The sequence below is a fragment of the Stenotrophobium rhamnosiphilum genome, assembly GCF_003052265.1.
GTDB classification, from domain to species: domain Bacteria; phylum Pseudomonadota; class Gammaproteobacteria; order Nevskiales; family Nevskiaceae; genus Stenotrophobium; species Stenotrophobium rhamnosiphilum.
In genome coordinates this window covers 175,985-197,094 of sequence record NZ_QANS01000003.1, presented here as the reverse complement: position 1 = coordinate 197,094, position 21,110 = coordinate 175,985, and the positions used below count along the sequence as shown (strand labels likewise).

Annotated in this window: 16 protein-coding genes; 6 read left to right on the top strand and 10 right to left on the bottom strand. The window is 54.9% G+C overall.

Annotated features, from left to right (window positions below):
• The first annotated feature begins 121 nt into the window (after positions 1–121).
• From CJD38_RS08425 to CJD38_RS08400, 6 genes are all read left to right on the top strand, one after another.
• Positions 122–2,740: a hypothetical protein gene (locus CJD38_RS08425; RefSeq protein ID WP_146165955.1), complete on the top strand. Its 2,619-nt coding sequence runs from the start codon at positions 122–124 to the stop codon at positions 2,738–2,740.
• A 94-nt stretch (positions 2,741–2,834) separates the two neighbouring features.
• Positions 2,835–3,737: a peptidylprolyl isomerase gene (locus tag CJD38_RS18915; RefSeq protein ID WP_161554192.1), complete on the top strand. Its 903-nt coding sequence runs from the start codon at positions 2,835–2,837 to the stop codon at positions 3,735–3,737.
• Positions 3,738–3,739: 2 nt separating this feature from the next.
• The gene (locus CJD38_RS08415) at positions 3,740–4,411 is read left to right on the top strand and encodes an ankyrin repeat domain-containing protein (RefSeq protein ID WP_107939895.1); all 672 of its coding nucleotides are present in this window, start codon (positions 3,740–3,742) and stop codon (positions 4,409–4,411) included.
• Between the two features lie 7 nt (positions 4,412–4,418).
• Entirely contained in the window at positions 4,419–5,267 is an 849-nt protein-coding gene (locus CJD38_RS08410) for an efflux RND transporter periplasmic adaptor subunit (protein WP_107939894.1), read from the top strand.
• Positions 5,264–6,406, top strand: coding sequence for an efflux RND transporter periplasmic adaptor subunit (locus tag CJD38_RS08405; protein WP_107939893.1), 1,143 nt, complete (start codon positions 5,264–5,266; stop codon positions 6,404–6,406). Before CJD38_RS08410 ends, CJD38_RS08405 begins: the two co-directional genes overlap by 4 nt.
• 73 nt (positions 6,407–6,479) lie before the next feature.
• Positions 6,480–7,679, top strand: coding sequence for a choice-of-anchor tandem repeat GloVer-containing protein (locus CJD38_RS08400; protein ID WP_107939892.1), 1,200 nt, complete (start codon positions 6,480–6,482; stop codon positions 7,677–7,679).
• A gap of 67 nt (positions 7,680–7,746) precedes the next feature.
• Here CJD38_RS08400 and CJD38_RS08395 read toward each other — a convergent pair whose 3' ends face one another.
• From CJD38_RS08395 to CJD38_RS08345, 10 genes are all read right to left on the bottom strand, one after another.
• Positions 7,747–8,478: a queuosine precursor transporter gene (locus CJD38_RS08395; protein ID WP_107939891.1), complete on the bottom strand. Its 732-nt coding sequence runs from the start codon at positions 8,476–8,478 to the stop codon at positions 7,747–7,749.
• 138 nt (positions 8,479–8,616) lie between these two features.
• Positions 8,617–10,182 (bottom strand): hypothetical protein, encoded by a 1,566-nt coding sequence (locus tag CJD38_RS08390; RefSeq protein WP_107939890.1) that lies wholly within the window; start codon positions 10,180–10,182, stop codon positions 8,617–8,619.
• On the bottom strand, positions 10,182–10,388 hold the full coding sequence (locus CJD38_RS08385; protein ID WP_107939889.1) for a hypothetical protein: 207 nt from the start codon (positions 10,386–10,388) through the stop codon (positions 10,182–10,184). Before CJD38_RS08385 ends, CJD38_RS08390 begins: the two co-directional genes overlap by 1 nt.
• Before the next feature lie 13 nt (positions 10,389–10,401).
• On the bottom strand, positions 10,402–12,975 hold the full coding sequence (locus CJD38_RS08380; protein WP_107939888.1) for an efflux RND transporter permease subunit: 2,574 nt from the start codon (positions 12,973–12,975) through the stop codon (positions 10,402–10,404).
• A complete protein-coding gene (locus CJD38_RS08375; RefSeq protein WP_107939887.1) occupies positions 12,972–14,006 on the bottom strand; it encodes a WD40/YVTN/BNR-like repeat-containing protein in 1,035 nt (344 codons plus the stop codon). Before CJD38_RS08375 ends, CJD38_RS08380 begins: the two co-directional genes overlap by 4 nt.
• On the bottom strand, positions 14,003–15,829 hold the full coding sequence (locus tag CJD38_RS08370) for a DUF1329 domain-containing protein (protein ID WP_240783570.1): 1,827 nt from the start codon (positions 15,827–15,829) through the stop codon (positions 14,003–14,005). Before CJD38_RS08370 ends, CJD38_RS08375 begins: the two co-directional genes overlap by 4 nt.
• Positions 15,830–16,017: 188 nt before the next feature.
• Entirely contained in the window at positions 16,018–16,890 is an 873-nt protein-coding gene (locus CJD38_RS08360) for an alpha/beta hydrolase (RefSeq protein WP_107939886.1), read from the bottom strand.
• The gene (locus CJD38_RS08355) at positions 16,891–18,810 is read right to left on the bottom strand and encodes an Lnb N-terminal periplasmic domain-containing protein (RefSeq protein ID WP_107939885.1); all 1,920 of its coding nucleotides are present in this window, start codon (positions 18,808–18,810) and stop codon (positions 16,891–16,893) included.
• Positions 18,811–18,887: 77 nt separating this feature from the next.
• Positions 18,888–19,370 (bottom strand): DUF3015 family protein, encoded by a 483-nt coding sequence (locus tag CJD38_RS08350; RefSeq protein ID WP_107939884.1) that lies wholly within the window; start codon positions 19,368–19,370, stop codon positions 18,888–18,890.
• Between the two features lie 288 nt (positions 19,371–19,658).
• On the bottom strand, positions 19,659–21,104 hold the full coding sequence (locus CJD38_RS08345; RefSeq protein WP_107939883.1) for an NAD(P)(+) transhydrogenase (Re/Si-specific) subunit beta: 1,446 nt from the start codon (positions 21,102–21,104) through the stop codon (positions 19,659–19,661).
• Between the last annotated feature and the right edge of the window lie 6 nt (positions 21,105–21,110).

The following is a 21,110-nucleotide window of genomic DNA, read 5'->3' as shown; positions in this document are numbered from 1 at the left end:
CGCAGTCATCAAGTCTCACAACGACTCAAGGGAATGCTCAGGAGTAGTTATGAATTCGCCATCTCAAACGAGAACGCGATCTTTACGGCGCTGGTTCGCCGGTTGTTTAGGGATCGGCCTGTTGGCCAGCGCTAGTGTTGTGAGCGCCGGTGCACCAGAAGCCATTAACAAATACACGGGAAAAGTCATCCCCAACGGCTCGACGCTGTTGGTGTGGACGGGCGACGGCTGCAGCACGCCAGTCTGCAATCCCACTTCAAGCCAAGACTTTTTGGCAGTCATCGATGCAGAGCCAAACTCAAGAACGTTTGGCAACGTGATCTGGACTGCTGAGTTGACGAACATTCTGGCGTCTAACGTCGCCGGCAATATTCTCGGCATTCTCGGTTCGGACTCGCACAACGATCCGCACCACATGCTGAGCTACACGTCATACATCTCCGGTGGCGGCGATGGACTCACGGCAGGTCACAAATACACGTTCGCTGGCGGCGTTATCAGCAAGAACGTATTCCGTTTTGATATCACCAGCGTCCGCAATATTGGTAAAGCGGATGTTGCTGTTTGCGGTACGCAGCCATCGCGTTCATCGCTGACAGACGATTTCATCGTCATGCCATCGCAGGGTCCGAATCACAAGATTCTGTACACCTACATGAGCAACTACGTTTACGGACCAGGCGGCACGGTGACGGAAATTGATCCGGGCCGTACGGCACCTACACTGCTCGGCGGCATTTGCCAGCCTTCAGTGCCGGGCGTCATCCCGCTTCTGCAGAGCGTTGAGCAAGGCGGCCTGATTGGTTGCTTGGGTGGTCTCGATTATGTTGATGACAGCCCGCTGCTCGGCCACGTCGGCATCACCGAATACTCGGCTTGCGTACAGGCAAATCAGCCACGCAATCCGACGGGCTACACCAGCTATCCGGATAAGCGCGCACAGCGTGCGTACAACCAAGGCGTGTTCTATTTCGGCAACAAAGATGCCGGTATCGAAGCACTGCCACACGGTATGGGCCTGACGTATGACGGCAAATATCTGGTGCACTCCGATTACGCTGTGGCTGCCAGTATCGGTGCCGCTGCAATCAACGGCGCACTGCGTGGACTTTGCAATCAGGAGTCACTGATTCCTGGCGCACCTTCGCTGGATCCAGGTCCTCTCGGCATTTGCGGATCAAGCTTCGGTTCATCCGTACGCGTCTACAAGACCAGCGAAAGCTACACGCACGGCAAGACGCAGGACTCGCTGTCCAAGTCCAACATCTTCCCAAGCAATCCGTACATCCGTTCGGTGAGCGCGGTGCCAGATGGTCCACGTGAAGAGCTGGTTGTTTTCCATGAAGAGAACGAAGGCCTGATGGCATTCGGTCTGCCTCACCAGTCGCATCACTGCAGCAACCAGAAAGGTTGGGTCAATCTTGGCGATCCAAGCTATGACCGTGCAGTAACGCCTGCTGGCGTTGGCGCAAACAGTGGCTCCAACATCGGCGTTGCAGATTGCACCGAAGATAAGAGCAACTTCATTCCGCACGATGGCGCATTCACTGCGGCGATGTGCGGTGGCGTTCTGTACTACAGCCCTGACATCACCATCCCAGGCAACCAGACCAATGTGTTTGGCGGCAAGGGTCCGTACTGGCGCGCTGTATACGACGTGGGTCCTTGCACCGGCGTTTCATACTTCTCGATTACAGATGACGACCGTTGGTTGATTCTGCCAATCGCAGGTATCGAAAGTCCGGCATCGGTTGATCCAGTTGGCGCAGTTGAGTTCGATCGTGACTATCCACGTGAACACAGCCGCCGCGTGTTGACGGTCGACATTCGTCCGCTGCTTGCTAAGGGTCGTGCAAATACGCCAGAAACGGCTATCCGTTGCGACTTCCCGCCGCCAGACAGCTCACGTGTCAGCAAGAACACGCTCGGTATCAAAGCGACGCGCGCTGATCTGTCGAGTGGCATCAGTGGCAAGTTCAACGTGCTCCGTCATAACAACGAAGCGGATGACTGCCCACGTGTTCGTGGTTCTATCGGACAGTTCGAAACGGGCCCAACCGGCATCGGCGCAGCGACGACTGAATCGTCTAACTCGAGCCAGCTCGGCGTTGGTTACATCCGTCTCGCACAGGTTCTGCAAGAAGTTGAAGGCGGCAGTCTGAGCAACGTGATTCTGAACAATGCGCAGGTTGGTGGCGAACCTTCAGGCACCGGTGGTGCACCTGGTAGCGGCAACCTCAACTCACCGCAGAATCTATACACGCATGGTGGTCCTCACTTCACGATCGTTGATCGCATCGGTTACCAGTCGACGCCTTCCGGCACGGGTGGTTATCTCGATCTGACACCGATCAAGACGGCCAACGGTTTGGGCTTGCCACGCAACGCAGTGGTTGGACAGCCAGCAGCATCGGGTGTCGAACGCTACGCCTTCATCCAGTACTTCGTGGAACTGAATCACGTGCCGTTGCCAGGTACGGGTTCGGACGGCGATCGCACGATCTGCCTTGCCAAAGTTGATCGCAGAACGGGTGCCTCGGTATTGGATACGTCATTCACCGACGAAATCCTCGGCACGCCTTGCCTCGACTTTGACAGCGCGGCACGTGATGGCTGGCTGTGGCCGGGTTCACGTGGACAGAAGGGTGCAGCTAAACCGCACGCGGCGATTTTTGAACGCGACGGCGCAGCACTGTTCGGTCCTGGTTACTACCCAGCTAAACCTGTCGTTCTTCACTAAGCATTAAAGGACTAGAGACGCTGCCTGCATGGGTAGGCAGCGTCTCCAAGTTCTCTACGCATCATTAGTTTCAATATGTTTTAGGAGTATTCAGATGTCGCAGTTCAAGAATCAATCGGCGTTCAAGCTTTCCTTGTATGCCATCAGCTTTACGAGTCTGTTCGCCGCTTATGCCGCAGTTGCTGCCAACGCAACGCCGTACGCCGCGGGTCTCGCCCCAGAAATTATCGTCAATGGCCAGTCGATCAGTGAGAACCATGTTCGACTGATGAGCTCAGGCTTTGCCAAAGACAAAAACGGTCGCCCTCTGAACAGCGCGGATGCTCTCGCTGCTGCGCGTGCCGAACTCATCACTGAAGAAGTCCTCGCGCAAGAAGCGCGTAAGGCCGGTCTCGACAAGCGTCCTGTTGTCGCCGATCAGCTGGCTTTCCAAACCCGCGAAATTCTTTCGCGCGCTTATCTCGAAAGCTATTTCGAAAAAAATCCGATCACCGATGCAACGTTGAAGTCGGCATACGAATTCAATCGTGCAAACGGCAAGATCGTTGAATACAAACTGCGCCAGATTCTGGTGTCGACTTCGGGTGAAGCCCGCGAGATTCTCAACAAGCTGAATTCAGGCACGGACTTCGCTGAAGCTGCAAAGCAGTACACGCAAGATCCAGGCGGCCAGAGCAATGGCGGCGATCTGGGCTGGTTCCGTCCAGACATTTTCGTTGACCACAATTTCACCGATGCACTGCCAGCGCTGAAGAAAGGCGAATACACCAAAGCGCCAGTACGCACGCGTTTCGGTTGGCACATCATCAAGCTTGAAGACAGCGCACGTCAGGTGACGAATGCTGAGCCTTACGATGCACTCCCCGACAACGTTCGTCAGGCACTGCGCCAGAAGACCGGCCAGATCCAAATCGAAACCTTGACTGCACGTCTGACGGCTAACGCCAAAATCAGCGGCGCCAGCTTGTCGAGCGCACAAGGCAACGGGAAGAAATAATCATGAAAGCATCTGTTCAATCCAAGCTGCGTCTGCGTTCTGTTGCACTGAGTTTCTCGGTGCTCGCGCTAGCAGGTTGCGCACAGAGCGCAATCAAGCCAACGGCTGAAGCGACGACGCCTGCAACGATCACGATCAGTGGTTTGACGCCAGAAGATCGCGCGGCCTTCTTTGTTAATCACGCCCGCAGTGGCGAGTTGGACGAAGTCGAGAAAAACATCGCTGCCGGTGCGAACGTTGATCAGATTGATTCCTTGGGTCAAACCGCGTTGATCGCTGCAGTCAGCCAAAACTCTTTGGCTGGTGTAAAGCTTCTGCTCAGCCACAAAGCGAATCCTAATCTGGCCGATGGCTCGGGTTGGACGCCAATCATTTATGGCGCTTACTTTGGCGCTAGCGATGAACTGCTGACGGAACTGCTGAAGAGCGGCGCGGATATCAATGGTCGCAATGATCGTGGTGTTACCGCACTGTTTCTTGCGAGCGCTGCCGGTCACGAAGAGCTGGTTAAGTTTCTGTTGAGCAACGGTGCAGACAAGAGCATCGAGTCGACGGCTGGTTACTCACCACTGCGTATTGCAAAGCTTCGTGGTCAGGGTCGTATCGTTACGCTGCTGGATCCATCAGTCGCACCGACGCCAAACAAGACTCAAAACCAGACTTCGGTGCACTGAGCCTTCCATGTCTCTGTCGCTCGCCAAAAATCCGATCACGATCGCCGCTATCAGCGGCGTGATCGGGCTTAGCTACTTGTGGCCTGTACAGGCTCACGAGTCGCAGGGCGTTGCGGTGGCGACGGTGCAGCAGACGCCAGTAGTTTCCGTAGTTTCCGCGCCACGCAGCGTCACGCTGCCTGGCACGGTGGTTGTCGATGCACGAAGAGATTTACGCATTGTTGCTGGGCAGGATGGCGTGCTTGAAGCGCCGCCCGGTGGTTTTGCATTGCCGGGACAAAAGATTGCTGCGGGACAAATCTTGGCGCGCTTGCGTCCAACATTTCCGCAGACCGAGCGGCGCGATCTGAGTGTCGATTATGCGGGCGCGCATCGCGATGCTTTGCTCAGTCGCTTGCAAGTTGAACGTTACAAGTTGGATGGCACGCAGCCTTTCGATATCAAGCTGCCGACGCCAACACTCAAACTGCTTGCCGATCACAAAAGTTCGCAGGTACGCGAAGCGCAGTTGAAGCGCGCACTACACGGTGAAATCTCCATCATCGCGCCGCGTGCTGGTGTTGTTGTGCATAGCCTTGCGCGAGCAGGAGAAGTCGTTGTTGCAGGACAAGAAATTTTTGAAGTGAATATGCAGGGCGGATTGGCGGTGACGGTGGACTATTCCGACCGCACAATCGACAGCTCGCAGTTGAAGCAAGCGCTGACATCCGACAATCAACAGATCGCGCTGAAATTCATCAGCGAAACCTACGATCCAGAATTGCGATTGAACCGCGCGTTCTTTGCGATTGGCGAGTCAGCATCTCAGCTGATGCCGGGCGAACCGGTGCAAGTCGCGGCTGGAGTCGGCCGATGACACGCGCGCAAATATTTCTACTGTGCTGTGGCGCAACTTTGTGGAGTGCTCAGACCAGCGCGCACGAAGGCGAAGTGCATGAAGAAGCTGTCGCGACGACGCAATCAGCAACGACTGCTGCGGATAAGCCACAGCGTTTAGCTAATGGTGATTTGTATATCTCCAAAGCCGTGCAGCGTTTGTTGGGAATTCGAACCGAAGCGTTCGTCGCTAACAACACCAGCACATCCATCAAATTGCAGGGTGAGATTGCTACACGTCCTGAAGCACGCTCAGTGACATCCGCACCACAAGCCGGTGTTTTGGAAGCGACAGAAGAAGGCTGGCCATTGCCTGGCGCAGTCGTCAAAGCGGGACAAGTGTTGGCGTATCTGGAACCGCAGATCAGTCTGCGTGATGCCGCTGCGCGTAGCACCAAGAGTGCTGAGTTCGAACAACGTTTGACGATTGCCGAGATCAATGTCGAGCGCCTGCGATTACAGAATGCTGCAGGCGATGGCGATAGCACCGGCAATGTGTATTACGAGCAAGCGGTTGCCGAATTGGAATCAGCAAAGCAGCAAAGAGATTTTATGGTGGCGAGTTTGCATGACCGACTGCCCTTGCGCGCTGCGGTTTCTGGCGTGCTGATTAGAAACAAGCAGCGCAGTGGCGAGATGGTGGTTGCAGGTCAGTCTGTATTTGAAGTCGCGAATCCAACGCAACTACGCGTTGTCGCTTACACCTTTGATCCGCGCCTGTTAGCGAAGCTGCAATCGGCCAAGTTAGTCAGTGAAGGACAAGGACAGATTCCGCTGCGTTTGCGTGGACAGGAAGCGCTGGTCGGACAACCGGGGTGGAAATTGCTGTTCGATGTCGCAGCCAACGATACGAATCTACTTCCCGGCATGCCGGTGAATGTTGAACTTGAAGTCACAGCAGATGCCGCCGCAAACCAACTCGCTAAAGCCTGCGTCATCAGTCAGGCCAGTGTCGCCAGTGTTTGGTTGCATGTTGAAGCTGAGCGTTTTGCACAGCGACAGATTGCAACCTGCGATGCAGCGAAGTTGCCCGCATCAGCAGAAGCAGCACGCAACAAATTTAAAACGGGTGATCGCCTAGTTGTTGCAGGCGGCGCCTTACTTTCGCAGTACCACTGAGGCCCGCGTGCGAACAAGCGGACCCCAGATCAAAAAAATTGTTCACGGCATACCAGTAAAAGGGATTAACACGATGATTACCCAGAACCACAACGGGCGCGCAGCATTTCCTTACTCACGACTGCTGCTGGGTGCAGCGGTTGTCGCGCTCACTTCAAACTTTGCAGCGTGCAGCAGAAGCAGCTCGCCAGATGGAGCCGCGACGCAGTACACCTTGAACCCTGCAAATAGCGATGGCAGCTTCCCCTACGCCGGCTTGGTCCAAGGCAAGGATGGCAATCTCTATGGCACCACTTTCTCCGGCGGCGCGAATAACGCAGGCACGGTTTACAAGGTTGCTCCAGGCGGCAAGCCAACGACGCTCTACTCTTTCGGCAGCAAAGAAACCGATGGCGGCGCGCCTTATGCATCGCTGGTGCAAGCTCGCGACGGCAATTTCTACGGCACCAATTCTGAAAATGGCGCAAACGGAAAAGGCACCGTATTCCAGATCACGCCAGCAGGCGTGCTGACCACGATCCACGCTTTCGGCGCGGGCACCGATGGTGCAGAGCCGAGTGCAAACCTGGTAGAAGGCAAAGACGGTAGCTTGTACGGCACCACGCAGTCGGGCGGCGCCAATGGTGGCGGCACGATCTACAAGATCACGACTAGCGGCATCGTCACCACGCTGTATTCCTTCGGCGTAAATGAAACCGATGCAGCCGGTCCTTATGCTGGTCTGACGCAAGCGAACGACGACAACTTCTACGGCACCACGCCATTGGGCGGCGCTAATGGCAAAGGCACCGTGTTCAAGATCACGCCTGCTGGTGCATTCAGCGTTATCTATTCCTTCACTGAGCTTGCAGCTGACAAGAATGTTGATGGCGCGCTGCCTTATGCCGGTCTGGTTCAGGGCGGCGACGGCAATCTGTATGGTGCGACTTCACACGGCGGCGCTAAGAACTTCGGCACGCTGTTCAAGATCACGCCTGCTGGCAACTTCACCACGCTGTATTCGTTCACTGGCGCAGCAGACGGTAGCAACCCACGCGCAAGCTTGGTGAAAGTTGGCGACGGTTTCTACGGCACCACTTCAGGTGGCGGCGCGAACAACCTCGGCACCGCGTTTAAAGTTTCACCGAGCGGTTCGCTGTCGACGGTTCACACCTTCGGCGCTAACCCAACCGATAGCGCAACGCCTTATGGCGCACTGGTCAAAGCCAGCAACGGTGCGCTGTACGGCACCAGTCTGGGTAGCGGTCAGGGCTCGATCTATCGTTTGAACTAAGACGTAGCGATAAAAAAAGGCCGCAGCATTTGCTGCGGCCTTTTTTGTGCGCGAAGAATAATCGTGTCTAGCGCTGAAATTCTTTTTGTACACCTTCATCGCCACGTAAAGAGAAGGGCGAGAAATTAGTGTCAACGTCGTAGGTGTCCACGCCTTCTTTGCGCTTAAGGTAGTTCACCACCGCATAGGTGATGGGTGTGAACAACACTTCAATCGTCACCTTAAATGCAAAGTTGGCGAACACCACCATTAGCATGGTGTCGTTGGTCCAGATGCCGTAAAACGCGATTGGATAAAATACGATGGAGTCGACAGCCTGCCCGCAAATTGTCGAGCCAATGGTGCGTGACCACAGGTAACGACCTTGTGTGAGCACTTTGAGTTTGGCCATCACATACGAGTTCACAAAGTCGCCGAGCCAATAAGCGACTAAGGCTGCCAAGACAATACGCAGGGTGCTGCCAAAAGCAGTTTCAAGTGCAGGCTGTAGTGCGGCGTTAAAAGGTTCGGTTGGGCTGGCAGGCAATGCAATCATGGCCCAGGACATGAAGCTGGCAAAAATCAGCGCAGCAAATCCAGACCAAATGGCGCGACGCGCGCGCGAATAGCCATAAACTTCAGTGAGGATGTCACCAAAGATATAGCCGAGCGGGAAAAAGATATTGCCCGCGCCAAAGTTAAATGGGCCTAAAAAAGGCAAGTCCAACACCGCGACTTTTGCAGGCCCAATCAGGTTCGAGCACAGCAGAACCGTGACCATGCCGGCAACGATGAAATCGTAATAGCGATAGGAGCGCATAAGCCCATTGTTCAAACGTAGGGTGGGTTAGCGCAGCGTAACCCACCATGACGCTCGATCAAAATTGGCGGGTTACGGACTGCGGCCTAACCCGCCCTACTATTTCGAGAATAGATCGTAGGGTGCGCACAGCGCACCCTACGAATCGGCGAACAGTGGTCCTAAAGATTTCATAAGTCCGAGCTTTTCTGCTTGAGCTTGAATCGAAGCAATACGATTGCTCAGCGGTAATAAGGCTGTCCGGAATTTAAGCAGTACGTCCTTATTCATGCGCGCCGCAATCGGTAACAACTGCGGCCAAAGGTCGTACTGATCGACACCCTGAATCAGGCGATCCAGCAGTGCAGCATCTTGTTGCGCAATCAGATCAGCAATCGTCTGCAGCTCGGCGTCGCCCATATCGCTGGAAAGTGCGAATAGATCTGGCCAAAGATTGAGTTGGTCGATGGTCTCAATCAAGCGCAGCAAAACTTCTTCTGGAAAATGCGGCACCAGCAGCGCTGCGGTTTTGCGTGCAGGCGCATCCATCATACGAACGAGTGGCAATACTTCACCCCACAGCCCGGCGCGATCCATCGCGAGCATCAGTTCTTTCAAGACGGCTTCGTCTTGTTCGCCGATGAGACGAACCACCGTGCGTTGTTCGGCTTCATCCATCAGCTTGAGAATAGAAACCAGATCAGGCCACAGCTTCTTGCTATTAGCAGTGCTCAAAAGATTCAGCAGCACTTCACGCGGCAAGTGCTCAACAACTTGCGCGGCAACGCGACGCGTTTTCTCGTGCATGTAACCCACGAGCGGCAGCAGATCACTCCACAGCGAGTGATGTTCGGCCGCATGAATAATGCCGTTCAGCACTTCTGGATCGGCAAGGCCCGGCAAGGCAGCAACTTTGCGCTGACTCTTGACGCTCATGCAGCCCACAATCGGCAACACCGAATCCCAAACCTGTAGACGCTGCGCTGCTTGCATCATGCTGTTGAGTACCGCTTCGTCCTGATCCGCAGCAAGATCACCAATCTTGCGCTTCCACTTGTCATCGGCGTGGTCCATCAAGGCCAATGCTTCAGTCCACAAGCCGGAGTGATCATCCGCAGCCAGCAGGATGCTGGAACGCAGACGTGATTCGGGCAGCAGACCAATCAGTGAATTGAGCTTTTCCTTCGACTCGACGAAGAACGCCGTGCGTAGCAAAGCTTCATCGCTGGTGACTGCTTTCATCGCCGCATCAATCACTGGCTCGGATAAGTAACCAACGAATCGACCCATCGTGATGTAGTCGCCGCGCGCAACCAAAATCAATGCAACAGCGACAACGCGTTTTGATGGCATTGCAGCGATCACATCGCGTGCGCTTTGTGGATCAAGCTCAACAGCGACGTCGGCCAGAAACGCATCAGACATTTTTAGCGAAAGGTCGATCGCGCGATCGGCTGGCATCAAGCCTGCGATACGTGCGCAAAGCACAGCACCAAATACTTTCTCGCCCATCATGGCGACCAAGGCGTTCGGTAATAAACGACTAGCCTGAGTCAGTTTTTGAAACATCGGCCGCGTGCGTGCGAACTCGGCTTCGCTGAGTCGTTCGCGCAGCTCGCGCAATTGCGCAGCATCGAGTGGCTTCAGATAGTCGAGTGCTTCAGGCGTTGTACCAAGTAGACGGGCAAGTTTGACCGTCTCGGCTAAAACTTCGAGTTGACTCATTAGAAAAGAATTTTCTTTAGCGGACCGCGCAACAACATCGGAACCATCCGCATGCCGTTTTCGATCGCATCATCCAGCGACTGGCGCTGACGTTTGCGTGAAGCATGGATGTCTTCACTTAATTTGGCTTGGGCAGATTCAGGAAGCGCCGCCAGGAAATCCAGGCGGCGCTCTGTACCCAAAGTCTCACGCAAATCTTTTTGCATGATTTGACGCGTACTACTTGTGATCTTCGCTGAGCGCATCATTTGCGCCAGCGGTGAGATCTTTACCTGCATGCTTGAGCTCTTCCTTCGACAGGAAGTGCGCAAGTGCTGGCAGTACAACGATGGCGCCAATCATGTTGGTGGTGAAACCGAAGACCAACAAGATGCCCATGTCTTTCTGGAACTGAAGATCAGAGAAGATCCACAGCGCCACACCGGTTGCGAGACCCAGACCGGTGAATAGCGTGGCTTTACCCGTTGAGCGCATCTTTTGGTAATACGCTTCTTCAAGTGACATGCCATTACGTAGGCCCGCCGCAATCACGGAGTAACTGTAAATGCCGTAGTCGACACCGACACCGCAGGCGAATGCCAAGACCGGTAGCGTCGCCACCTTCTGGCCAATGCCCATCGCAACCATCAGTGCATAGCCCAACAGCGTCACCATGCCCAAAGGCAGAATTACGCAGAGCACGCCGGAGACGGTGCGGAACGAGAGCCACAGGAACAGGATGATGACCGCATAAACCCAAGCAACCACCGGCAGTTCGTTACGACGAACTTCCTCGTTGGTTGCTGCCATCACGCCGATGTTGCCGGATGCGAGGCGGAATTTGATGCGCTTATCAACTTGGAATTTATCGCTGTATGCCTTCACCGCGTCGGTCAGATGCGTGATCGTTTCCGCCTTGTGATCGGTGGTGAAGATAAACAGTGCGATTGCCGAACAGGTGTTGTTAAGCATGCCGGTCGTCGTTGGCACCAGCGCGGTGATCTGCGCGAGTGCTTGCTGTTGATGCGGCAATACTTCAGCGTCCAGACGGCCTTCACTTAAACCGGCATGTGCGAACTTGGCGAGGTCATACAGCGACAACACATCACGTACGCCTGGCTGGTTCTTCATATACCAATTGAAGTTATCGACTTCTGAAGCGACCGAATAATCAACGCAACCGTCATCAAAGGATTCGACAACAACCTTGAGATGATCGACGCCCATCGTAAAGTTTTGCGCGATGGCGCGAGCATCTTGGTTGAAGCGTGAATCTGGACGCAGTTCTGGAACGCCGTCGGTGGTGTCACCGATCTGCACCTTGTGATACTGGCTAGCTCCAAAGATCGACAGCGCTGCGCAGATGACCAGTACAACCGTTGCTGGACCACGATGCGTCAACACCGCCATCTTCTTGAACACGGCATCGCCCATGCGTTCACGCAGTTCCTGTGCTTCACGGAACTTCGGAATATTCGGCAAGCGCATGTAAGATAGAAGCGCAGGCAACAGCACCTTGTTGACGATGATCACGCCGGCCATACCGAAGGCTGCGTTGACCGACATTTCGCGAATCACCTGAATGTTGATCAGATAAATCGTCGAGAAGCCCGCAACGTTGGTGAGCAGTGCAACAACGCCGGGAATTGCCAATGAGCGGAACGTTGCGAGTGAAGCCTGATACGGCGTGACGTTACGCGTCGCAACTTCATTCGCCCATGAGTTGGCGTATTGCACGCCGTGACTGACCGAGACTGACATGATCAGGAATGGCACCAGCATCGCGAATGGATCGAGGCCGTAACCGACCAGATTCAGCAGACCCAATTCCCAAGTACAAGCGACCAGCGACGTCGCGACAACCAACATCGCAAGACGGAAAGAACCGATGTAAGCCCACAGCAGCAAGCCGGTGAGAATCAGCGCGATCACAAAGAACGATGCGACTTCCATCGAAGCCTTGGTCATGTCATCAACAACTTTGGCAAAGCCAACGATGCTGACGGTGATGTCTTTGGATTCGTACTTGGCGCGGATTTCTTCGAGCTTCTCGCCAACCTTCACATAGTCGAGGCCCGGTTCAGGTTTGGAGCCTTTCATCGACAAGGTGCTGACGGCCTTGATGCGATCGCTCAGCGTTGGCTTTTCAGGCGCAACTTCGCCAGCCAGCGCGCCGCGTTCCCATGCTTCGCGCATGCGTTCGCTCATCGGCTTGGCGGAATCGCTTAGTGAAGCAGTCGTGCCGGCAGTTGGATCGTTTTCCAGCAACTCAAGTTGAATGAGTGCCGTGGTTTGATCTTGCGAAACCAATCGACCAATGACGCTAGCCTTGGCGACGTTGCGCTTAATGCGCTGCATCATCTCCGGCGATGGCGTGTAGGTTGAAGGAATGACGTTTTCGCCAGACAAACCACCTTCAACAACTTCAACGTAGAGAATTGAAGGCGAGAAGATTGACGTTACACGTGCGCGGTCAACACCTGGAATAAAGAAGGCGTCATCCGAGGCTTTGCGCAGCGTCTCCATGAACTCAGGCTGATAGATCGTGCCCTTGTTGTTATGCAGCGAAATCAGAACGGTGTTGGCACCGCCGAAATCCTTGTAGTACTGCATGAAGGTCTGCATGTACGGGTGCTCTTTCGGCACCATCTTCAGCCAGCCCGCATTCGGGCGCAGCTGTGCAGCGTTCCACGCAAAGAAAGCCGTCAGCAGAAACAAGACCGTCAGTGTGACTGCACGCCATTTGAAAATTGGCGGCTCAACAAGCTTGAGGACCGTGCGGGTGAAGTTGGTTTCACGCATCGGCGCGGTCATGGCAATCTCCCCAGATCTTGAATGCCTTGACGGCCCACCGCGATCACGCGGTTGTTAAAGGTCACGGCGTGTACCAGTGTTTCGACTGCAGACGTTTTCACTGGAGCCAACGCGCCTTCATTATTTTGTTGCTGCAACACGGTGCCATTGATTCCAAAGAACACGCGCGAAGATTTGAGCTGCATAACGCCGAACAGACTTTCATTCGAAGGGTTTTGGATTTTCTTCCAACCCAATGCTGCGATCTTTTCGGATGAGTCGGCGGTGACTTGCTTGTCCGGATCCCACTTGGCGACGTCTTCTGCTGGGCAGGCTGCAATATCTGAAGCTTCAAAAACATTACCGCGCATGCCGTAAACCAATGCGCCCTTGTCGCCTTGTGGAGCTGCGCCAAAGAAGGAGCCGATGTACGGAGATGACAAGGCTTTCCAGCTTGCGCCTGCATCAGTCGAATGCGCTAACAAGCCGTGCTCACCTGCGATCAGGATGCTGCCGTCTGCCAATTTGATAATGGCATTGAGATGCAGACGCTGGTCAGCGAGCGCAGGCGCAGATTCAGCCCACGTTGCACCGCCGTCACGGGTTTCAAGAACATTGCCGAAGCCGCCAACAGCAAAACCATGTTGCGCATCCAGAAACAGGATGTCGTACATCGCATGTTGTTCGGCGTTGTAGTGACGTAGCTTCCAAGTTGCGCCGCCATCAACGGTTTGCAGAATGCTGCCGCTGTAGCCGAGCACCCAACCATTTTTAGCATCGGTGAAACGCACACGCGTGAGCATGGAGTTCACAGGAGAGGGTGACTGCGTCCACGTCTTGCCGTCAGTCGAGCGAAGAATCACGCCCTGCTCGCCCACCGCCACCGCAGATGAACCTGCGGTGGTGATGTCGAGCATGCGTGCTTGCGCGGCCTTGGGCGCCATCAGTGCGGCCCGAGGGCCGACTGATGGCGCTGCTGGAGGTGCAGCCTCTTGTGCAGCTGCGTTGCCAGCCAGCATTGCTGCGGCTAGCGCCAGAGCTGCGCGCTTCATTTGGAACGTGCCTTACGCTTGAGGCCGTCGGATGAGAAGAAGTCGTCGGTGTAGTTGACCTCGAAATCCGAGATCGCGTCTTCGTTGGTCATCGACGTCACGAAGTAACGCTTCGACTGCAAGTCATAAATCGTTTCAGGAATACCGGTGACGGTCGGGATGAACGGCACGGTCAACAGATGCGCTTCTTGTACTTTCCACAGCAGGCCGCGGTTGTCGTAGCAATCGACAATCGAGATCGACCAGGAATCTTCGTCGATGTAGAAGCGGCGCTTGCCGAAGCGATGGCGCTGACCCGCGCGCAGCGTGGCTTCGACGACCCAAACGCGATGCAATTCATAACGTGCGAGATCTTGGTTGATGTGACCAGGACGAATGATGTCCTTGTACTTGAACGTTGGGCTGTTGATGACCCAAGAGTTGTACGGGATCAGGATTTCTTTCTTGCCGATCAACTTCCAATCGAAACGATCCTGCGCGCCGTTGAAGACGTCGATCTGATCGTTGAACTGTTCGCCGTCTGAACCGATTGAAGGATTGTCATAGCCCACGTCTGGTGCGCGGTTCACGCGGCCAAGGCCTGGGCTGTAGAGGTAAGCGATACGCGTGTTGCCTGCGCCGCCAGCGGTTTCCTGCACCAGCGTGATCTGACCAGCAACGCGTGGTGGCGAGAGCACGGACTGCATGTAGTAAGCAAAAATCTTGCTCTTGTCTGGAGACGCCGGATCTTTGAGGTTGGCGTATTTGAACTTCACATCTTCAATCAGCTTGGAGATGCGATAGGTGCCGTCAGACTGAACGATGGCTTGGTTGTTGTAACGCTTAACAGCAGAGCCGCGGAACTTCAGCTTGTGGTTCCAAATCGGTTCAGCGCCCGCTTTAGGAATTGGGAACGGGAAGCCGAGCTTGGCGCCGACGACATCATCGGTGCCATTCAATGACGCGGTGCTTGCGTTGGCGATCGTGGCTTTGTTGATTGCGTCTGGGAAGAAAGCGTTACGGACCGTCGGATAAACGATGATCTTGTAATCAGGGTAGGTCTTGAACATGGCCTTGTGGCCTTCGCTCAAGATCGCTTCGTACTTCGCCATGTTGGCGCTGGTGATGACGTAAAGCGGTTTGATGAACGAAGTAGGATCAGCGCCCGGCACTTTGTACGTGAGAAAATCTTTCACGTAGCCCGGTGCGTAGCTCATCATCAAATCAGAGCCGCTGCGGCCCTTGGTTTTGTCATCGGCCAGTGCGGCCAATTCCAATGCCTTGCCGATATCAAACGCGGCAACCAAGCGCGACACCATATTAGGCTTGTCTTTCATGCTGTTCAGCACGGCGACAATGTCAGGACTCAGATCGGTGAGTTTTACTTTCTTCTGGTCGACTTGCGTCAGCAAGCCATCAACACTCTTGCCGCCACGGGTGGCCAGCACTTTGTCGAAATCAGCTTTGAGGCTGGCATCCGAAGAAAGCATGCTGCGGACCAGCTTCATGACTTGCTGGAACTTGCCCGGATCGCTGTCCATGATCGATTGACCCAGCGCCAACACTTCGTTGACGGCTTTGGGGTCGGTGATGATCTGGTTGATGTCTTTGACCAAACGGCCACGCAGCTCTTCAAGCTTGGCGTGCGTCAGTTTGGTTTGTGCATCACCAAATGCGGCACGACCAACATATGCGGGGATGGTGCCGGCCTTGTTGCCAGCGCGTTCTGCGCCGACGTCGGTCAGATCCTTGCCGAGTCGTGCGGCTTCTGCGGCAGTGACTGCTGCATGTGCGCTACACGCCGTCCACAGAAATACCGCTGCACCTAGTGCGACCTTTTTCATTACGCTCCCCTCTCGCTGACAGACTGAATAATATTTTGGCCGATGCTGCGCTCAGCACAGGATACTCACATTGGCTGGCGCGACGTTACACACTGTCAATGTGGCGCATGCCCGCACCTATTGGGCGGGCAGCAAGCGATCCTTGCTCTGCAGGGTCTGACTGAATAGTAGCGCTGTTTGGCGCGGAGTTAAGGGGTCGGCGGGGTTACTGGCTGGCTGACGCTTTTCTGTAGAAAATCCAGAAAACGCAGGCGGATATCGGGGTGAAACGTGGCGTTGATGTGCTGACCCCCGGCGACGATCCACAACTGCTTGGGTTCGCGGGCGGCGGCATACAGGCGTTGGGCATGACTAACGTCGACGATCCCATCCATATCGCCATGCATGATCAAGAGCGGGATCGGGCTGATCCGGGCGATCTGATCTTCAGCCGCATACTGGTCTGAGACCAGAAACGAGAATGGCCACTGGAAAGGCCAGGTCAGCCAGAACAGGGACAATTTTTCGCGGGCGATGCGACGGTAGCTTGAAAAGGCACTGTCGATGATCAGAGCCGAGACTTTGCTTCGTAGCAGGCTGCGGGCGACCAGATAGGTGGCGATCGAACCACCAAGGCTTTGTCCGTAAACGATGATCGGCCCGGTTTTTTCGCGTGGCTGAGCGACAAGCCAAGCCAGCGCAGCTTCGGCATCTTGATGCACATCATCAATTGTCTGTATGCCTTCCGATGTGCCGTAACCACGGTAATCGAGCGCCAGCACTTGATAGCCCTGCGGCGGCAGCCAGCTCACCAGATGAGCATGTGTCGTCAGGTTTTCGGCATTGCCATGCAAATACAAAATGGTGGCTTTAGGCGTTGTGCTGGTTGGCATGAACAGCGCGTGGAGCTTGGTGCCATCGGCGCTGGTGATCCAGCGATCTTCGACCGGCGTGCCGAAAGAGCGCTCTGGATAGTGAGTGATGCGATCAGGCTGCAAAAAAATACCGGTGCAGCCCGCGAACAGGCTGCACAGTAACAAGGCGATAAAAGTTAAACGGCGGCGGAACGGGATTGCGCGCATTTAAAAATAATGGAGCCAGCTCAGTTGGATGTCATGTGCGTCGAGATTCGATTCTCGCGCGTAATTGAGTGAAAGGCGTAGCCCATTGTTAGGCGCCATCTGCCATTGAGAGCCCAAGCGCAGCGACAAGCGATTGCTGCTACTACCAACGACAGGCCCGACCCAATCGGTTTCGATCTGCTGCATGAAGCGCGAAGCGATGCTCCATGAGAAACCCGCGCGCAGCCCCGCTGCTACAGCGTAATCCTCATTGAGATCGCGATTGGCATCCGCTTCAGCAAATGCAAAGCCGTAAACATACGCCGTCTCAAAAGGCGCAGCGGCAATGCCGACGCCCGCATCAACGTAAGCGCCGGTGCGGCCTTGCGGATCTGCACGTAAAGCGTCGAGACCATAACGGCGCAGACCACCAGAGACCTGCCACGAGATTGGTTTGAATGCGCGGTCCCAAGCGCTGACGGCTTGAACATTCACAAGCGTGAAATTGGACAGCTTGAGCTTGCCGTTGCGAACGAGCAGGTTTAAATCAAAACATTCCAGTTCACCGCCTGCGAGATAGCCTGCGGGTGGATCAAGACGTTCGTGATACGCGGCGCGATAACCCAGCACTGCGGCATTGGCATCGTTGCTGTTGCGCCAAGCAACATTCCAGCGCGAGGTTGCGTGGCCGAGTTCTGGCGAAGTGGCAGGCTGAGGCACCGGATCAAAATCGGGCTTTGCATTGATCTTGCTACGCGCAGATTGCAATGCGTGGCTTTGCGGCAGTGCACGTTCGCGCTCCACGTTATTTTCTGAATACCCGAACAGCAAACGATCATTGGCGGCTTCCAACATTCTCGCTTGATCGCGTGGGCTCGCTAGTTTGTAAGCAGGATCATCAAAGTTGAGTTGATGCTCACTGGCATCCAACACCCAATCTTCTTGTGCTGGTGCTAACTGCTTGAGTTGATGTTGCAGACGACGTGCCAGCGATGGGCGAAAGCCGAGCTCGCCGACTAAGCCTGCATTACGCAGCGTGCGCAAAGTATCTACCGGCATCGTGTAGAGCCCGGGGAAATCGTATTGCTCGGTGAGATACAAACCGGGTCGCGCAGTTTGCAGCAGCGCCAACATCATGTAAGAACAATTTTCGGTGAAGAAATAATAGTTGGAGCCGACGCCACGCATCTCCCACAGATGCCACAGCACATGCCGTACTTCATCTGGATTGAGCTTCAGCGAATACTCCCAGAGGTCACGATTATTGATGCGTGCGTACTGACGCACTTTCTCGTGATAGCGATACACCGAGTATTGCCCGTCGAAACCGCCAGACAAACCGAGCACCGTGTAGGTGAGCATGTTCTCGCCCTGCGCAATATCCGCAGCGTAGTTCACGGCATAAGCGAGCAGACGTTGGTCGACGTCTTGTCCGCGCTTATCAAGGCGCAGCAACGAGTGGCCATACATCGTTGCCGGACTGTTGAGATCGTTCGAGGCAAATACCGCAGAGATCGCTACGGTGTCGAGATTGCCCATCCACTCGTCGTGCATCGGACAACTCTGCGTGGGTAAGCGCGCAGCGTCGAAATGCAATTGTTCGCGCAGCCATTCATAGCGTGCCTTGAAACGACACTGTGGCAACTCTTCCAGAATGGGTTCGTCACTGAAAAATTTTGCGAGCGTAGCGTCGAGCTCGGCTTGTGTATTTGTGTTGCCATTCGGCGCATTAAAGAAAATGGCCGCATCAATCGTGCTGGTGCTGCCCGGTAAGAGTTTATTTTTATGGAAATGCAGCAGGCGATGCCAGTAAGGATTTTCTGCAAGCTTTGCGCTGCGAGCGGATTGTTGTAGCTCAGCAAGATACTGTGGATCGCCGTTCGCCCAAGACAGGCTCGGCACAAGAACAAGCAGCATCAATAAAAGAGCGATAGAGCGCATCAGTAATCGTTATTCGATACACAAATAGAAACGGCGGCTGTGGAACAGCCGCCGTCGTCATTACATCACAACGCGTATTAGGCGCGGACGTACTGTGCAAGCTGCTTGTCGGCGCTCATCAGTGAATCAACGCGGGCAATCACGTCGGCGGAGCTGACGTCAGCGCGATCAAAGATCGTCGTGTAGTTGCTCTTGATCAGTTCGTAGAAAGCAACGCGATCAGCAGCGCTGTTGATGCCGTAGATGCCGGCCAGCGTGCTCAGTGCTTCGCCCGAACCTGCTGCAGCTTCTGAAGAGAACTGATCAAAGTTGCTCGACAGGAACGTGAACTTGCTGCCTTCCGTTACTGCATCGCGGCCATTGCAACCCAGCGTACCGGATGAAATACCGAAGGTGCCGTTGCCGAGGATGCCGTTGGTGTAGCTAGCAAGCAGTTTGGCAGGGACGCCAGACTGGCCAGCCATCAGGTGAGTACCAACGCCGCAACCGGCGTCTTGGTCAGCGAATGCGCTCATTGGCGCAGCAACGATTGCAGCAGCTACAAGAATTTTCTTAAGCATCGTTATTTCTCCCGGGAGTTTAGTTATCAGTTGGTTGACCAACTGCGCTTACACCATACGCCAGCATTGCCATCACTGAAACCCCCTCTGATGGTGGAGCGTGATGTAAAGCTCGCGACGGGTAAGCAATTTCCGACAAGCTTGCAGACTCCTCGGCATTCGGCAACTGCTCCTGCGTTGCTCTACTTCGGGCATCCATGCCCTCACCATGCCGCCGTCTGCATACCGTACTTCCTGTACATAATAAAAAAGGCCGCCCGAAGGCGGCCTTTTTAAAAAACACTTTACTTAGTGACCGCCATCCAGCGACTTCACGGCCTGAATCATCTGCACCATAACTTTCTGGGCATCGCCATAAACCATGTTGGTGTTGTCTTTGAAGAACAGTTCGTTCTCCACGCCAGAGTAACCCTTACCCTGACCACGCTTAACAACATAAACCTGCTTCGCCATGTCGACGTTGAGAATCGGCATGCCGTAAATCGGCGAGGACTTGTTGGTGCGTGCAGCGGGGTTCACGGTGTCGTTGGCGCCGATGACGATCGCAACGTCGGCTTCTTTGAATTCGCCGTTGATGTCTTCCATGTCCATGATGATGTCGTAAGGCACGCCAGCTTCAGCGAGCAATACGTTCATGTGGCCAGGCATACGACCCGCAACCGGGTGGATCGCGAACTTCACATCGACGCCTGCGTCTTGCAACAGTTTCACGAACTCAAAGAGCTTGTGCTGTGCTTGAGCAACGGCCAGACCATAGCCCGGAGCAATGATGACTTTCGATGCGTAACGCATGTTGATGCCAGCGTCGCCAGCATCGACCGGCTTCATGCTGCCCGCCATTTCGCCCTGCTCTTCATCGCCAGCAGCGCCGAAGTTGGAGAAGATGACATTGGCAACAGAACGGTTCATCGCCTTCGCCATCAGCAGCGTCAGCAGCGTACCGGCGGAACCGACCACCATACCGGCGATCATCAGCGCAGGGTTCTGAAGGACAAAACCTTCGAAGCCCACAGCCAGACCCGTGAAAGCGTTGTAGAGCGAAATCACAACCGGCATGTCAGCACCGCCGATTGGCATCGTCATCAGCACGCCGAAGATCAGGGCGAGAATGAAGAACGCAGCCGTCATCCACACTGGCGCATGGCCGTGTTCAACGAATGCGATGTACAGACCCAGTGCGAGTGTTGCGAAGAAGAATGTGCCGTTGATCAGCTGCAGGCCTTTAACGCGCCAGACGCCGTTGATGCGGCCATCCAACTTTGCCCAAGCAATCAGCGAGCCCGACAGCGAGATCGCACCAATCAGCGAACCCACGACCGTGACCACCAGCGGAATCAGCGTGTGCTGTCCGCTCGTGCGGAACAGTTCGATTGCGCCGATGGCAGCAGCAGCACCGCCGCCCATGCCGTTATAAAGCGCAACCATCTGCGGCATCGCGGTCATTTCGACTTTCTTACCACTGGTCCATGCCCAGCCCAAGCCGATGATGAGAGCGACAGCAGCAAGAATGACGTTGGTCGTGCGATAAGGCAGTGCAGCATCGCTGACGCTAAATACGTAGAGGAAGCTGGCAACAACTGCCACCAACATGCCCAAGCCTGCGACGCGAATACCTGAAGCCGCCGTGACCGGCGACGACATGCGCTTCAAGCCATAGATGAACAGGAATGCGGCAGAGAAAAAGCTGACGTCAATGATCAGCGATGCAATTGAAGCAGTGGAAAGATTGTCCATGGTCGC

What these genes read in the sequence shown, in the direction of transcription:
- CJD38_RS18915 (WP_161554192.1), top strand. Translation starts at nt 2,835, where the DNA reads ATGTCGCAGTTCAAGAATCAATCGGCGTTCAAGCTTTCCTTGTATGCC.
- CJD38_RS08415 (WP_107939895.1), top strand. Translation starts at nt 3,740, where the DNA reads ATGAAAGCATCTGTTCAATCCAAGCTGCGTCTGCGTTCTGTTGCACTG.
- CJD38_RS08410 (WP_107939894.1), top strand. Translation starts at nt 4,419, where the DNA reads ATGTCTCTGTCGCTCGCCAAAAATCCGATCACGATCGCCGCTATCAGC.
- CJD38_RS08405 (WP_107939893.1), top strand. Translation starts at nt 5,264, where the DNA reads ATGACACGCGCGCAAATATTTCTACTGTGCTGTGGCGCAACTTTGTGG.
- CJD38_RS08400 (WP_107939892.1), top strand. Translation starts at nt 6,480, where the DNA reads ATGATTACCCAGAACCACAACGGGCGCGCAGCATTTCCTTACTCACGA.
- CJD38_RS08395 (WP_107939891.1), bottom strand. Translation starts at nt 8,478, where the DNA reads ATGCGCTCCTATCGCTATTACGATTTCATCGTTGCCGGCATGGTCACG.
- CJD38_RS08390 (WP_107939890.1), bottom strand. Translation starts at nt 10,182, where the DNA reads ATGAGTCAACTCGAAGTTTTAGCCGAGACGGTCAAACTTGCCCGTCTA.
- CJD38_RS08385 (WP_107939889.1), bottom strand. Translation starts at nt 10,388, where the DNA reads ATGCAAAAAGATTTGCGTGAGACTTTGGGTACAGAGCGCCGCCTGGAT.
- CJD38_RS08380 (WP_107939888.1), bottom strand. Translation starts at nt 12,975, where the DNA reads ATGACCGCGCCGATGCGTGAAACCAACTTCACCCGCACGGTCCTCAAG.
- CJD38_RS08375 (WP_107939887.1), bottom strand. Translation starts at nt 14,006, where the DNA reads ATGAAGCGCGCAGCTCTGGCGCTAGCCGCAGCAATGCTGGCTGGCAAC.
- CJD38_RS08370 (WP_240783570.1), bottom strand. Translation starts at nt 15,829, where the DNA reads ATGAAAAAGGTCGCACTAGGTGCAGCGGTATTTCTGTGGACGGCGTGT.
- CJD38_RS08360 (WP_107939886.1), bottom strand. Translation starts at nt 16,890, where the DNA reads ATGCGCGCAATCCCGTTCCGCCGCCGTTTAACTTTTATCGCCTTGTTA.
- CJD38_RS08355 (WP_107939885.1), bottom strand. Translation starts at nt 18,810, where the DNA reads ATGCGCTCTATCGCTCTTTTATTGATGCTGCTTGTTCTTGTGCCGAGC.
- CJD38_RS08350 (WP_107939884.1), bottom strand. Translation starts at nt 19,370, where the DNA reads ATGCTTAAGAAAATTCTTGTAGCTGCTGCAATCGTTGCTGCGCCAATG.
- CJD38_RS08345 (WP_107939883.1), bottom strand. Translation starts at nt 21,104, where the DNA reads ATGGACAATCTTTCCACTGCTTCAATTGCATCGCTGATCATTGACGTC.